At 70.9% G+C, this 13315-nt stretch carries 13 protein-coding genes and 1 pseudogene; 9 read left to right on the forward strand and 5 right to left on the reverse strand.

Annotation, left to right across the window (positions count from 1 at the left end):
* The first annotated feature begins 30 nt into the window (after positions 1 to 30).
* The 5 genes from AC07EJ_RS13195 (at position 31) to AC07EJ_RS13215 (ending at position 5481) form a co-directional block, all read left to right on the forward strand.
* Complete coding sequence (locus AC07EJ_RS13195) at positions 31 to 918, forward strand: GntR family transcriptional regulator (RefSeq protein WP_478884275.1); 888 nt, start codon at positions 31 to 33, stop codon at positions 916 to 918.
* Positions 867 to 1652 (forward strand): HAD family hydrolase, encoded by a 786-nt coding sequence (locus tag AC07EJ_RS13200; protein WP_478884276.1) that lies wholly within the window; start codon positions 867 to 869, stop codon positions 1650 to 1652. The genes AC07EJ_RS13195 and AC07EJ_RS13200 overlap by 52 nt, the downstream gene beginning before the upstream one ends.
* Before the next feature lie 153 nt (positions 1653 to 1805).
* On the forward strand, positions 1806 to 2693 hold the full coding sequence (locus tag AC07EJ_RS13205; RefSeq protein ID WP_389480720.1) for a hypothetical protein: 888 nt from the start codon (positions 1806 to 1808) through the stop codon (positions 2691 to 2693).
* A gap of 26 nt (positions 2694 to 2719) precedes the next feature.
* Positions 2720 to 3361 carry a TetR/AcrR family transcriptional regulator gene (locus tag AC07EJ_RS13210; protein WP_478884277.1) on the forward strand — a complete coding sequence of 214 codons (642 nt, stop codon included), beginning with the start codon at positions 2720 to 2722 and terminating at the stop codon, positions 3359 to 3361.
* Between the two features lie 32 nt (positions 3362 to 3393).
* On the forward strand, positions 3394 to 5481 hold the full coding sequence (locus tag AC07EJ_RS13215) for a HelD family protein (RefSeq protein WP_478884278.1): 2088 nt from the start codon (positions 3394 to 3396) through the stop codon (positions 5479 to 5481).
* A gap of 9 nt (positions 5482 to 5490) precedes the next feature.
* Here the strand turns inward: AC07EJ_RS13215 and AC07EJ_RS13220 are convergent, their stop codons facing one another.
* The 3 genes from AC07EJ_RS13220 to AC07EJ_RS13230 all read right to left on the reverse strand — a co-directional run bounded on the left by AC07EJ_RS13220 (position 5491) and on the right by AC07EJ_RS13230 (position 8076).
* A complete protein-coding gene (locus AC07EJ_RS13220) occupies positions 5491 to 5955 on the reverse strand; it encodes a PPOX class F420-dependent oxidoreductase (protein WP_389480715.1) in 465 nt (154 codons plus the stop codon).
* Positions 5956 to 6004: 49 nt separating this feature from the next.
* Entirely contained in the window at positions 6005 to 7450 is a 1446-nt protein-coding gene (locus AC07EJ_RS13225; RefSeq protein WP_393586602.1) for an MFS transporter, read from the reverse strand.
* Positions 7451 to 7590: 140 nt separating this feature from the next.
* The gene (locus AC07EJ_RS13230; RefSeq protein WP_393586604.1) at positions 7591 to 8076 is read right to left on the reverse strand and encodes a MarR family winged helix-turn-helix transcriptional regulator; all 486 of its coding nucleotides are present in this window, start codon (positions 8074 to 8076) and stop codon (positions 7591 to 7593) included.
* A 122-nt stretch (positions 8077 to 8198) separates the two neighbouring features.
* On the opposite strand from AC07EJ_RS13230, the pseudogene AC07EJ_RS13235 reads away from it, so the two are divergent.
* The 4 genes and pseudogenes from AC07EJ_RS13235 to AC07EJ_RS13250 form a co-directional block, all read left to right on the forward strand.
* Positions 8199 to 8595, forward strand: a pseudogene (locus AC07EJ_RS13235) (helix-turn-helix domain-containing protein); the annotation flags it as partial.
* A 276-nt stretch (positions 8596 to 8871) separates the two neighbouring features.
* Complete coding sequence (locus AC07EJ_RS13240; protein WP_383882142.1) at positions 8872 to 9300, forward strand: helix-turn-helix domain-containing protein; 429 nt, start codon at positions 8872 to 8874, stop codon at positions 9298 to 9300.
* Between the two features lie 28 nt (positions 9301 to 9328).
* A complete protein-coding gene (locus AC07EJ_RS13245) occupies positions 9329 to 9925 on the forward strand; it encodes a hypothetical protein (protein WP_389480710.1) in 597 nt (198 codons plus the stop codon).
* A gap of 128 nt (positions 9926 to 10053) precedes the next feature.
* On the forward strand, positions 10054 to 10395 hold the full coding sequence (locus tag AC07EJ_RS13250; protein WP_116512297.1) for a DUF2516 family protein: 342 nt from the start codon (positions 10054 to 10056) through the stop codon (positions 10393 to 10395).
* A 71-nt stretch (positions 10396 to 10466) separates the two neighbouring features.
* On the opposite strand, the gene AC07EJ_RS13255 is transcribed toward AC07EJ_RS13250, so the two are convergent.
* Both AC07EJ_RS13255 and AC07EJ_RS13260 read right to left on the reverse strand, forming a co-directional pair.
* Positions 10467 to 11723 (reverse strand): PP2C family protein-serine/threonine phosphatase, encoded by a 1257-nt coding sequence (locus AC07EJ_RS13255; protein ID WP_389480869.1) that lies wholly within the window; start codon positions 11721 to 11723, stop codon positions 10467 to 10469.
* A 376-nt stretch (positions 11724 to 12099) separates the two neighbouring features.
* A complete protein-coding gene (locus AC07EJ_RS13260) occupies positions 12100 to 13161 on the reverse strand; it encodes a C40 family peptidase (RefSeq protein ID WP_389480709.1) in 1062 nt (353 codons plus the stop codon).
* Between the last annotated feature and the right edge of the window lie 154 nt (positions 13162 to 13315).

The raw sequence follows: 13315 nt of genomic DNA on the forward strand, positions 1-13315 counted from the left end.
CTCCCCGCGAGTGATGGCTAGTTGTAGCGTTTGGGCGTGACCCAGGAGAGCGTTGCGGCGAACGACGACAGAAGGCCCTCACCCCAGGAGATTGCCGACGACCTGCGGGATCGCATCGACGCCGGTGAGCTGCGTGCGGGCGAGCGGCTGCCGACGCAGGCGGAGCTGGCCGAGGAGTTCGGCGTGGAGCGCGGCGCCGTACGCCAGGCCCTGCGCGCCCTCCAGGAGGACGGACTGCTCAGCAACGTGAGCAAGGGCAGCCCGCCGAGGATCGCCGAGCAGGCCGCCCCGGCCCGCGACGAACCGCAGCGCACGATGGTCGGCCTGGCGCCGCGCCTGTCCGAGGCGTTCGCGGCGCCGCAGGTGCGGATCGACGCCGTCTGCCTCACCGCGGAGACCCTGATGCTGGCGCTCGGCGAGCCGCTGAGCTTCATCCACGAGGGCCGTATACGCCCCGACTCGGTTGACGTCCGCATCCTGCTGCCGAGCCGCGACATCTCCCTCGCCTTCCCCGTATCGGTCGAGGGCGCCGGCGACGGGGAGGGCGACCTCGTGCATCGGCGCTGGCTCGATCAGCGCAACGCGCAGGGCCAGGTTCTGCGCCACAACCTGCGCTCGCTGCGGTCCTCGCACGGCATCGAGGTACGGGTCACGTTCCGCGCGCTGCCCTTCACTCCGCCGGTCAAGCTCTACCTGCTCAACGGGAACGAGGCGCTCCTCTCGTACTACCTGGTCACGCGGCGCGAGGAGGAGATCGAGAGCGGCACGCTCGACATCTACGACACGCTCGGCACGGAGTCGCTCCTGTTCTCGTTCGAGAGGCGGGCCGGGCAGCGGGATACGGCGTTCGTGGAGGAATCGCAGAAGTGGTTCGACGCCCTCTGGGAAACCATCACCACGGACCTGACACTTTCCTAGTGACTTCAGATGCGGCGAAGCAGACTGTTCTGGTGGCTGAAGCGACGGAACCACTGCGCGAACTGATCAAAAGGGCGCGCTTCGTGCTCTTCGACTTCGACGGGCCGATCTGCCGGCTCTTCGCGGGGCACTCCGCGGAGCGGGTGGCCGTCGAACTGGTGCGGTGGCTCGAGGAACGCGGTCTGCACGGTCTGCTCACCGAGGAGGAGCGTGCGGATCCGGACCCGCACGTCGTCCTGCGCGCCGTCGGCCGTCGGCGCCCCGGCAGTGACCTGGTCGTCGAACTGGAGGAGCGCCTCACCCGGCAGGAGCTCACGGCGGTGGCCTCGGCGTGGCCCACGCAGTACGCGGACCCGCTGATCAGGACGTGGAGTGCGGTGGGCGCGCAGCTGGCGATCACGACGAACAACTCCCCGGCGGCGGCGTCCCGTTACCTGGACACACGCGGCCTCACGGACTGCTTCGGCCCGCACGTCTACGGCCGGACCCAGGACCTCCACCTCCTGAAACCCCACCCGCACTGCGTGCAACGCGCCCTCGGCGCCCTGGGCGCGCCCCCCGAAGCGTCCCTGCTGATCGGCGACGCCCCCTCGGACTTCGAGGCGGCGACCGCGGCGGGAATCCCGTTCTTGGGCTACGCCCGTAATGAACGCAAGGAGAAGGCGCTGAGGTGGGCCGGGGCAAAGCTGCTGGTCGAGTCGATGGAACCGGTGCTGCGGGTGTTGCGGGGCTGAGCAGGGTCAGGGCGAAGAGCCCGCCGGCTCCGTAACGCCACACGGCCGTCTTGTCCGGCTGTTGCCGAGCGGAGACCATGGCGTCCGGCGACTACGAGGTATCCACCGGAGCGTGAACGGCCCTTGGTGGCCGCTGACTTGAGGGGGTCACGTATGTCCGACGGGGGCAGCGGCACGTCCGAGAGGGGTGTCATCCGAGCGCTGCGGCGCTATCAGGTGCGCCTCGAAGCCTTGGTCACGCGGGTTCTGCTGCTCGGGATCGCGGTCACGGCGCTGGTCGCCCAGTTCGTGAAGCCGGTGGGGGACGCGCTGGAGGGCAAGTCGTATCTCGGTGGGGCTCTGCTCAGCCTTGTGGCGTATGTCCTCTATGACGCGTTGAAGGATCTGTCCTCGTCGGTCTCGCTGCCTGTGCGCAGCCTTGTGAACTCGCGGAAGCTCGGCGGATATGTGAGCGAGGCGTTCCGCGCCAGGAAGGTCGAGATCAGTTTTCTCGGCTACACGGGAGAGACGCTCTACAACGAGCTCTACCACCGGCTCGAGGGGTTGCTGGAGGACCCCGGCCCGACCAGGCGGGTCACTGTCAGGGTGCTGGTTCCGGATTTCGGGCAGCCGATGACGGTGCCCGCGCGGGTGGGGCAGGGCGGGGCGCCGGTGGACGATCCGGAGTTCCGCAGACGTCTGGAACGGCAGGTTCATGAGTACGACCAGATACTGGGCGGTCTCGCCGCACGCCTCACAGCTTTGGGCCGGATGACGGTCGAGTGTGAGTACCGGGTCTATTCAGGCATCCCGCGGGACAAGATCTGCATCTTCAACCGGGAGCAGGTGCTTCACGGCCTCTACAACGTGGTGGCTCGCACGGTGCTGAACAGCTCCGACCCCGGTTTCTATGACCCCAAGGGTTACAACACGGACCTGAATGTCTGGACCCGTGACGGTGCCACGGCGGACAACACGGATGTCGACCGCTGGATCAAGCACTTCGACGATCTGTGGTTTCTGGCGCCGGCGCCCTCCTGGCGAAGGGCGCCCGCCGCCTGACACCCGCCCTGCGTACCCTTTCGCCCATGAGTGGCGAGACCGGTGAGATGGGCCTCCGCGAGCGGAAGAAGCGGCGGATGTATCAGGCGATCTCCGAGGCGGCCATCGGGCTGTTTCTGGAGAAGGGGTTCGACAAGGTGTCCGTCGCCGAGGTGGCGGCCGCCGTCGAGATCTCCAAGCCGACCCTGTTCCGGTACTTCCCCACCAAGGAGGACCTGGTCCTGCACCGATTCGCCGATCACGAGGACGAGGCCGCGTGCGTCGTGGCCGGGCGGGGTGACGGCGTGACGCCGCTCGCCGCGCTGCGGGCGCACTTTCTCGACGGGCTGGAGCGGCGCGACCCGGTGACCGGGCTGAACGACCACCCCGCGGTGCTCGCCTTTCACCGACTGCTCTACGGCACCCCTTCGCTGGTCGCGCGGGCCTACGGGTATCAGGAACGGTCGGAGAAGATCCTGGCGGGCGCGCTCGGGGAAGGGGTCGGGGCGGCGCTCGGGGCCGGGCAGATCTTTGCCGTGCAGCGGGTTCTCGCCATGGAGAACTGGCGGCGGATCGCCGCGGGCGAGAGCGCCGACGCGGTGTGGCCGGATGCGGTGGAGGCCGCTGAGCTGGGGTTTCGGCAGTTGGGCGGCGGGCTCGGGGCGCTCAGTCATTCTGAAGACGAGTAAAAAATGTTACTCGGTTACGTTATTCTCGTTCGGTGACCGACTCCGCCGATCTCCGTGCCCTCGTCCAGGAACGCCACCACCACGACCTCTGCCGCGCCGCCCTCGCCGCGATGATCGAAGGCGCCGACGAACAGGTCGTCATCGGCGAGAACGCCTCCGCCTCCGGGGCCGACGCCGAAGTGCTCGGGTACCAGCTGCGCTCCAAGGCCAAGGAACTGCACGAGCTGCCCGAGGTCCCGCTGTTCTTCGGGCGCCTCGACTTCGCGGACGGGGACGGGGACCACGCCGGGCAGAGCTACCACGTCGGGCGGCGCCGCGTAGTCGAACACCCGGCCGCCCCGCCGCTCGTCGTCGACTGGCGCGCCCCCGTCTCACGCGCCTTCTACCAGGCCGGACCCCAGGAACCGCAAGGCGTCGCGGTCCGGCGCCGCTTCGGATGGGCCCCCGCCAGCAAGGGCGACTCCGCCGATCTGACGGGCCTGGAGGACGAGTGGCTCACGGCGGAGAGCGGGTCTGCTCCCGCCCACCCCTCCGGTGCGGGCAGCCGCATCGTCGCCCGCGAGATCGAGCGCCCCCGCGTTGGCCCCATGCGCGACATCGCCGCAACCATCCAGCCCGACCAGGACGACCTCGTCCGCGCCGGTCTCGCCACGTCCGTCTGCGTGCAGGGCGCCCCCGGCACCGGCAAGACGGCGGTCGGTCTGCACCGGGCCGCGTACCTCCTCTACACCCACCCCCAGCGCGTCCAGCGCGGGGGACTCCTGATCCTCGGGCCCAACCGCACCTTCCTCACCTACATCTCCGAGGTGCTGCCCGCGCTCGGCGAGAGCGGGGTGCGGCAGTCCACCATCGAGGAGATCCTCGTGGAGGAGAGCAGCACGGCGGTGGCCAGGGCACGGACGTACGAGGACGCCGAGGCCGCGGCCGCCGTGAAGCACGACGCCCGCATGGCCGACGTCCTGCACCGCGCCCTCTACTCGCGCGTGCGGCCCGAGGCCGCCGCCGACTCCCTTGCCATCGCGGACGGTTCGTACCGCTGGCGGGTGCCGGCCGGTGTGCTCGCGCGGATCGTGGCGGCCGTACGGGAGGAGGAGCCCCCGTACGCGATCGGGCGGGAGCGCGTACGCAGCCGGGCCGTGCGCCACCTTCAGGAGCAGGCCGAGCGCAGGTCGGGGCCGGTGAACAACCTCTGGCTGCAGAAGGTCGGCAGGGCGCGGCCGATGAGCGCGTACGTCGACGCGGTGTGGCCCCGGGTGCGGCCGGAGGAGGTCGTGGCCGGGCTCCTCGGCGACGCGGACGCGCTCGCCGCCGCGGCGGACGGGATCCTGGACGCCGGCGAGCAGCGGGCCATCCTGTGGGCGAAGCCCCCGCGCTCCGTGCGTTCGGCCTCCTGGTCGGCGGCCGATCGCGTCCTCCTCGACGAGGTCGCCGGGCTCCTCGAACACCCCGCCGGCTACGGGCACATCGTCATCGACGAGGCCCAGGACCTCTCCCCGATGCAGGCCCGGTCGATCGCGCGGCGCGCCGCGTACGGTTCGCTCACCGTCCTGGGCGACCTCGCGCAGGGCACCACCCCGTGGGCGGCCCGCACCTGGGGCGAGCTGCTCGGCCACCTCGGCAAGCCCGACGCCCTGGTCGCGCCCCTGACCACGGGGTTCCGGGTCCCCGGCGCGGTCGTCGCCCTCACCAACCGCCTCCTCTCCCTCCTCGACGTGGACGTGCCGCCCGCCCGTTCCCTCCGCCAGGACGGCGAGCTGAGGATCCGTCAGGCCGAGGACGTCGTCGCGGAGACCGTCGACGCCGTGCGCGAGGCGCTGGCGCACGAGGGGTCGGTGGGCGTCGTCGCGGCCGACGACGAGACGGTGCTGCTGCTGCGAACTGCCTTGACGAATAAGGGTATTGAGGTGAGCGGGCCGGATGATCCGCGGGCGCGCGTGACCGTCCTCGGGGCGTCCGTCGCCAAGGGCCTCGAGTACGACCATGTCGTCGCCGTCGAGCCGGCCGCCGTGGCCGAGGCCGAGCGCCGCGGCCTGCACCGGCTGTACGTCGTCCTGACCCGCGCCGTCTCCCGCCTCGACATCGTGCACAGCAGGCCGCTGCCGTTCCCTGCGGCACCCTGAGCCGCCCGCTCACTTCGGGATGTCGAGGGCCGTCCCGTAGAGGCGGGAGACGCGGAGCCTGATCACCACGCGGCCTTCCTCGACCAGCTGCGCAAGGAACTCCGCCTCCTGCCCCGGGTCGTCGAACCCCGGCGTCATGGCGAGCAGTTCGCGTCCGACGGCGTCCCCGGGCGAGGCCGTCACGCCCGACACCTCGGCCTCGCCCTCGGCGACCGCGAAGGACCACACGTCGGGGCCGCTGACGTGCAGCGCGGCATGCGGATCGCTCCGAAGGTGGCGGGCCTTGAGCCGGTCGGCCGTGGTGGAGACGCGCACGACGCGCTCCTCGGGGCTCCAGTGGTAGAGCACGGTGGACAGGTGAGGGTGCCCGGTGCGCCGGACACTCGCCAGCGTTCCGAACTGGCTGCGGGAAAGCAGCAGTTGGAGTTCCTTGTCGGTGAGGATCCGGGGTGCGGGGCCACTCTTCGCTGTCATGACGCCTCCGTCGGTGGGGGGTGTTGAGGTGGTGGGCGGATGGCCCTGATCAGGCCGTCGTACGGGGCCTGCGCAGCACCACGTAAGCGATCACGAACGCGGCGACGAGCAGCCCCGTACCGACCGTGAAGGCGAGGTGGTAGCCGCTGGTGAGGGCCTCGGCGCGGGTGGCGCCGTGTGCGGTGAGCGAGCGGGTGCGGGACGCGGCGAGCGTGGAGAGCACGGCGACGCCCACGGCCATGCCGATCTGCTGGGTGGTGTTGAAGAGGCCGGAGGCGAGCCCGGCGTCGGCCTCGCTCGCCCCGGACATGCCGAGCGACGTCAGCGCGGGCAGGGCGAGGCCGAAACCGGCCGCGAGGAACATCACCGGGAGGATGTCGGTGGCGTAGTGCGCATGGACGGGGACGCGGGCGAGGAGTCCGAGCACGCCGATCAGGAGCGCGATCCCGGTCAGCAGCACGTTCCGTTCGCCGAAGCGGGCATTGAGGCGGGCGGAGACGCCGAGGGAGACCGCGCCGATGACGGCGGCCGCGGGGAGCATGGCGAGGCCGGTCTCCGCGGCGCCGTAGCCGAGGACCTTCTGCAGGTAGAGGGCGACCAGGATCTGGAAGGAGAAGAGCGCGGCGACCATCAGCATCTGGACCAGGTTGGCCCCGGCGACGCTGCGCGAGCGCAGGATCCGCAGCGGCATGAGCGGCGTACGGGCCCTGGCCTGCCGGACGAAGAACCCGGCGAGCAGGAGCGCGGCGACGGCCCCGGTCCCGAGCGTGCGCGCCGAAGTCCAGCCGTACTCCTCGACCTTGATGACGGAGTAGATCCCGAGCATCAGTCCGGCGGTGACGAGCAGCGCGCCGGCCGTGTCGGCGCCGGCCCTGATCCCGAGGCCGCGGTCACGGGGCAGGGCGGGCACGGCGACCGCGAGGGCCGCGAGCCCGATCGGCAGGTTGATGAAGAAGATCCAGTGCCAGCTGAGCGCGTCGGTGAGCACTCCGCCCAGGACCTGCCCGATCGAGGCCCCGGCGGCGCCGGTGAAGCTGAACACGGCGATGGCCTTGGCGCGTTCGCGGGGTTCGGTGAACAGCGTGACGAGGATGCCGAGGCTGACGGCGGACGCCAGTGCGCTGCCGACGCCCTGGAGGAACCTCGCGGCGATCAGGACCGCGGGGCCCGTGGCCGCGCCCGCCAGGAGCGAGGCCGCGGTGAAGACGGCCGTGCCCACGAGGAACAGCCGCTTACGTCCGACGAGGTCGCCCAGCCGCCCCGCGAGCAGCAGCAGACTGCCGAACGCGATCAGGTAGGCGTTGACGACCCAGCTGAGGCCGGCCGGGGTGAACCCCAGATCGCTCTGGATGGCCGGCATCGCCACGGTCACGATGCTGCCGTCGAGGACCGTCATCAGCATCCCCGTGGCCAGGACGCCGAGGGCCGGCCACCGGGAGCGCTGGGGGGTGAGGAGAGAGGGACGGGCGCGCAGGGGTGCGGAAACGGCAGGCATTTACGGTCATCTCCTGTCAAAGGGCCGCGGCGGGAGCCGCTGCGGGCCGACGAGAATGACCGTAGCAGATAGTTTTGTTGCAGACTATCTTTTACGGATGCATGCCTGGGTGGGGGCGGGGGAAAGTGGGGGTCGGGGCGCTAGCGCTGGCGTGCCCTCCTGGCCGCCGGACGCGGGGTTTCCGACGGGGTGGCCAGGTGGTCGTCGACCAGGCGATTCAGTGCGCGCAGCAGAACCTCGCGCTCCGCCTCGGGGAGCGAGCCGAGCGCCTCCTCGTGGACGCGGTCGGCGATCGCCTGGCTCTCCGCGGCGACCCGCGCACCCTTCTCCGTGACCGCGATGATCCGCGCACGCCGGTCCCGTGCGGACGGGCGGCGCTCGGCGAGACCCGCCTTCTCCAGGGCGTCGACCGTCACCACCATCGTGGTCTTGTCCATGTCGCCGATCTCCGCGAGCTGCGCCTGGGTGCGCTCCTCCTCCAGGGCGTGCACCAGTACGCAGTGCATCCGGGCCGTGAGGCCGATCTCGGAGAGGGCCGCCGCCATCTGCGTGCGCAGCACATGGCTGGTGCGGTCGAGCAGGAAGGAGAGGTCCGGTTCGGTGCGGGTGGGCGCCATGGAGGTCATGGGTGCAAGGGTAGCCAATTCGATCCGTTGCGGATTATCTGTCGCGGTTGCGCAGTCGTGGCTTTGCGGGTGGTGCGGCCAGTGGCCGTACGGGGACCGGGGCCCGGCCGTACGCTGGCAGCGTGACGCTCGATGACCTCGTACGGCTGCGCCGGGCCCGGGACATGATGGACCGCGACTACGCGCAGCCCCTCGACGTCCCGGCGCTCGCGCGCGCCTCCCTCATGTCGCCCGGACATTTCTCCCGCAGCTTCCGGGCCGCCTTCGGCGAGACCCCGTACAGCTACCTGATGACCCGCCGTGTCGAGCGGGCCAAGGCGCTGCTGCGCCGGGGTGATCTGAGCGTGACGGAGGTCTGCTTCGAGGTCGGCTGTACGTCGCTGGGGTCGTTCAGCTCGCGCTTCACGGAACTGGTCGGCGAGACCCCGAGCGCGTACCGGGCCCGCAGTCACGACCCGGGCGCGGTCATACCCGCGTGCGTCGCCAAGATCCTCACCCGCCCGGTCAGGAACGGGCCCGTGGGAAACGCCCGGGTCCTCGACGGCCGAGTCCTCGACGGCCGAGTCCTCGACTCCCAACTCCCTGACGGCCGGATCTCTGACGGCCAGATCTCAGACGGCCAAGGCCCTGACGGCCAAGGCCTCGGCGGGGAACCGGAGACGGGTCCTCGCGTCCAGGGCACGGCCTAGCGCCTCTCGTCCGGATCATGCCGGGCTCGCCGCCTTCCGGGTGGCGTGGCGCACTTTTGCAAGCAGGCGCTTGCAATAGTTAGCAAGGTCGAGGCACTATCGAAACATGGCATCGCTCAACGTCGGTAATCTCGGTGAGTACCTGCGCGAGCAGCGCCGCAGTGCGCAGCTCTCGCTCAGGCAGCTCGCCGATGCCGCCGGGGTGTCCAATCCGTATCTGAGCCAGATCGAGCGCGGTCTTCGCAAGCCGAGCGCGGAGGTCCTCCAGCAGGTCGCCAAGGCCCTGCGGATCTCCGCCGAGACGCTGTACGTGCGGGCCGGGATCCTCGATGCGGAGCGGGAGCGGGAAGAGGTGGAGACGCGCGCCGTCATCCTCGCCGACCCCTCGCTCAACGAGCGCCAGAAACAAGTGCTGTTGCAGATCTACGAGTCCTTCAGGAAAGAGAACGGGACCGAGGTACAGCACGACAGTCAGGAACACCCCGCCGACGGCCCCCGCACGGCCGGGGGCAGCGGTGCCGAACCCTCAAGCTGAAGCCGATGTGATCCGGGAGGACCACGCCATGGCCATCACCGACGACCTGCGCAAGACCCTCAGCAACCCGACCCCCCTCTACTTCGCCGCCGGCACGGCCGAGCTCGCCTACCAGCAGGCGAAGAAGGTGCCCGGCATCGTGGAGCAGCTGCGTGCCGAGGCCCCGGCCCGGTTCGAGGCCGTACGCAACACCGACCCGAAGGACGTCCAGGAGAAGGCGGCCGGCCGCGCCAAGGAGGCCCAGGCGGTCATCCAGTCCAAGGTCACCGAGGTGCTCGGCTCGCTCGACACCGACCTGAAGAAGATCGGCGAGACCGCTCAGGACCTCGCCCTGCGCGGTGTCGGCGTCGCCGCCGAGTACGCCGTCAAGGCCCGCGAGACGTACGAGAAGGTCGCCGAGCACGGCGAGGAGACCGTGCGGGCCTGGCGTGGTGAGGCGGCCGGCGAGATCCTCGAGGTCGCCGAGGCCGTCGAGCCCGACGCGGAGCCCGTCTCCGTGGCCGACGAGCCGGCCGCCGCGAAGTCCGGTCCGGCCGACGCCTCCGCCAAGAAGCCGGTGGCGGCGAAGAAGGCCCCGGTCAGGAAGACGACGACCGCGAAGAAGACCGCGCCCTCCGCGAAGTAGCGGCAGGGTGAGGTGACGGAAGCGGTACGAAGCGTACCGAGGCGCGGGCCGGGCACTTACCGAGTGTCCGGCCCGTTCACCGGGTACGGTGGCCGCGTAGAACTGACCTGACTCGGGTGGTGGGCGTTGTGCTGATGTCGGCTTTCGGCGGCTTGATGTGGCTGCTCTACACCGCCATGCTCGTGCTCGCGGTGGTTGCTCTGGTGATGGCCGCGTTCTCGCGCGAGGACGCGTTCCGCGCGGCGGACAAGCAGAACAAGATGTTCTGGCTGATCATCCTCGGGATCGCCGTCGCCGTGAATCTGCTCGTCCCGATGCTGTTCCTCCAGCTCGCGGGGCTCGTCGCGACGATCGTCTTCTTCGTGGACGTGCGGCCCGCGCTCCAGCAGGTGTCGGGCGGCGGCCGGGGCCGCCGTGGCGGCGGCTCCAGCAGCGACGGTCCGTACGGGCCGTACAACGGCGGGCGCTGAACCCTCCGGACCTCTGAGCTGAGCCCTCCGGACCTCTGATGGGGGCGCGGTCAGCGCCCCCCGTCCAGGAGCTAGTTCCCCCGGTCCAGGAGGACGACGGCCACGTCGTCCGTGAGGTCGCCGCCGTTGAGGTCGCGGGCCTCGTTCACCGTCGCGTCGATGAGTTCCTCGCCGCGCAGCCCCTCCGCGAGCCCGCGGCGCACCATGTCCACCATGCCGTCCTGGCCCAGGCGCTGCTTGCCGTCGCCGACCCGTCCCTCGATCAGGCCGTCCGTGTAGAGCATCAGGCTCCACGTCGGTCCGAGCTCCACCTGCCGGCGCGGCCAGCGGGCGCGCGGCAGCAGTCCGAGGGCCGGTCCGTTGTCCTCGTACGGGAGCAGCTCGGCCGTCGGCGTTCCGGGGGTGCGGGCGGATCCGGGGACGCGGGTGTACGTGGGGCGGGAGATCAGCGGCGACGGGTGACCGGCCAGGCACAGGCCGGCGCGGCGGCCGTCGGGGGAGATGTCGACCGTGCACAGCGTCGCGAAGATCTCGTCGTCCGCCCGCTCGTGTTCGAGGACCTGCTGGAGCGTGGAGAGCAGTTCGTCGCCGCACAGTCCGGCGAACGTCAACGCCCGCCAGGCGATGCGCAGCTCGACGCCGAGCGCGGCCTCGTCGGGGCCGTGTCCGCAGACGTCGCCGATCATCGCGTGCACCGTGCCGTCGGGCGTGCGGACGGCGTCGTAGAAGTCGCCGCCGAGCAGCGCGCGGGAGCGGCCGGGGCGGTAGCGGGCCGCGAAGCGCAGCGGGGAGCCGTCCAGGAGTGGCGTCGGGAGCAGTCCGCGCTCCAGGCGGGCGTTCTCCTGGGCGCGCAGCCGGGACTCGGCGAGCTTGCGCTGGGCGACGTCGGCGCGCCTGCGCTCGACGGCGTAGCGGACGGCGCGGCCCAGGAGGCGGCCGTCCAGCTCGTCGCGGAACAGATAGTCCTGGGCGCCGACGCGCACGGCCTCGGCGCCGCGCTCCGCGTCGCCGGACGCGGTGAGGGCGAGGACGGCGTGGCGCGGCGCGAGCCGCAGGACGTGCCGGAGGGTCTCCAGCTCGTCGGCGTCCGTGCCGGCGCCGGGCGCGGGCAGGGCGAGGTCGAGCAGGATGCAGTGGACGTCGTCGGTGAGGAGCCGCTCGGCCTCGGTGAGGTTGCGGGCGGTACGGACGCGGATCGGCTTGCCCGCCGAGTCGGTCAGTTCGGGCACGCCGAGGGACGCGGTGGGGTCGTCCTCGATGACGAGGAGCGTCAGAGGGCCACCTCCGCCGCTCTGGGCGCCGGAGGCCGTGGGCTGCCGGGGCAGCATGACGGGCGGTGTCGGCACAGTCGGAGCCTGACCACCTTCCACGGCCGGGATCGCTCTCTGCCGCGGTACGGGTACGGGCATCGCTCGGTTCCTTCCCTCCCCCCGAGGGCGTGGTGGAGCGAAGGATCGTCGCACCACCGACGGTGGACCTTAGCGGTAGGCGGCGCCGCAACGGAATGGTGCGAGGCAAACCGCCACTGTCATATGCCGTGTCAGCTAACGCAATTGGGCACGCCAGCGCCCCCGGCAGGGGTTTCGGGGATGACGAAGGTCACGTGTCAGGGCTGCAACCGGAGCCGTTTCAGTGCCGTGGGTCACGTGGTGCAGGTCACCGGATGACATTCCGGCTCATAGCTCACGCATCCGGCTTCATGGCTCACGCGTCCGGGCGGACGACCCCGAGGATCGCCATCGAGCCCGCGCCCGCGATCGTGACGTTCCGGCCGGGCCGGGGGGCGTGCACGATCGCGCCGTCCCCTATGTACATCCCGACGTGGCTGGCGTCGTCGTGGTAAATGATCAGGTCGCCGGGGCGCATGTCCTTGATGCCGATGTGCTTGAGCTGCTTCCACTGCTCCTGCGAGGTCCGCGGGATCGGCCGCCCGGCCGCCGACCAGGCCTGCGAGGTCAGGCCCGAGCAGTCGTACGAGTCGGGGCCCTCGGCGCCCCACACGTAGGGCTTGCCGATCTCGCCGGTGGCGAACGCGACCGCCTTCTTGCCCCGCGCCGACGCGTTGCCCTTGATGTCCTTGAGGACCCCCGAGCTGAGCCAGGCCGTCTGCGCCTTGTACTCGGCCTGCTGCTCCAGCTTCTTCAGGCGCTCGCGCTCTTCCTTCTCCAGCTGTGACTCGATCTTCTCGGCGGCCGCGATCCTGCTCTTGATCTTCTTCTTCGCTCGGGCCTTCTCCTTGCGGTTGGCCTCGAGCTTCTTCCAGTTCCGCGTGGCGTCCTGGGCGTACGTCTGCAGGTCCTCCTGCGTCCGGGTCATCTCGCCCATGAGCCCCTTGGTGGCGTGCTGCCCCTGCCGCATCCGGTCCGCGCCGTCCAGGAACCGCGAGGGGTCGTCCGAGAGCATCAGCTGCGCCTCCGGCGGCAGCCCGCCGTCGCGGTACTGCTGGCGGGCCGCCGCGCCCGCGCGGGACTTCAGGCGGTCCAGCTTCTTCTGGCCGGCGACGATGTCCTTGGCCAGCTGGACGATCTGTCCCGACTGCTTCTCGGCCTTCTCCTCGGCCGCGTTGTACGCGTCCGTGGCGACGGCCGCGTCGTGGTAGAGCCCGTCGAGCTGGGCGCGGACCGCCTCGAGGTCCTTGCCTCTGTCGGCCGTTGACGGCGGCGCGGGCCGTGCGGGACTCGCGTACGCGGCGCCCGGCGCCGTCAGTACGGTCATCGCGCTGACCAGCGCCACGGCCGCCATGACTGTCGTCCTCCGCTTGCTCATCGCGCTCCGCCCCCAAGCCGGCAGTGACTGCCCACCAAAACTGATTTACCGTCAGTAACTTACGGATGCCCTGGGGATGGTGCCATGGCGGCGCCGAATGTGACAGAGCCGGGCAACAACTCCCTGTCCACTCCCGGCCCGCCCCCTCAGCCCC

Source organism: Streptomyces sp. NPDC045026 (assembly GCF_056432625.1).

Excerpts from the sequence above, each read along its gene's own strand:
- AC07EJ_RS13205 (WP_389480720.1), top strand. The coding sequence starts at position 1,806 with ATGTCCGACGGGGGCAGCGGCACGTCCGAGAGGGGTGTCATCCGAGCG.
- AC07EJ_RS13210 (WP_478884277.1), top strand. The coding sequence starts at position 2,720 with ATGAGTGGCGAGACCGGTGAGATGGGCCTCCGCGAGCGGAAGAAGCGG.
- AC07EJ_RS13220 (WP_389480715.1), bottom strand. The coding sequence starts at position 5,955 with ATGACAGCGAAGAGTGGCCCCGCACCCCGGATCCTCACCGACAAGGAA.
- AC07EJ_RS13225 (WP_393586602.1), bottom strand. The coding sequence starts at position 7,450 with ATGCCTGCCGTTTCCGCACCCCTGCGCGCCCGTCCCTCTCTCCTCACC.
- AC07EJ_RS13230 (WP_393586604.1), bottom strand. The coding sequence starts at position 8,076 with ATGACCTCCATGGCGCCCACCCGCACCGAACCGGACCTCTCCTTCCTG.
- AC07EJ_RS13240 (WP_383882142.1), top strand. The coding sequence starts at position 8,872 with ATGGCATCGCTCAACGTCGGTAATCTCGGTGAGTACCTGCGCGAGCAG.
- AC07EJ_RS13245 (WP_389480710.1), top strand. The coding sequence starts at position 9,329 with ATGGCCATCACCGACGACCTGCGCAAGACCCTCAGCAACCCGACCCCC.
- AC07EJ_RS13255 (WP_389480869.1), bottom strand. The coding sequence starts at position 11,723 with ATGCTGCCCCGGCAGCCCACGGCCTCCGGCGCCCAGAGCGGCGGAGGT.
- AC07EJ_RS13260 (WP_389480709.1), bottom strand. The coding sequence starts at position 13,161 with ATGAGCAAGCGGAGGACGACAGTCATGGCGGCCGTGGCGCTGGTCAGC.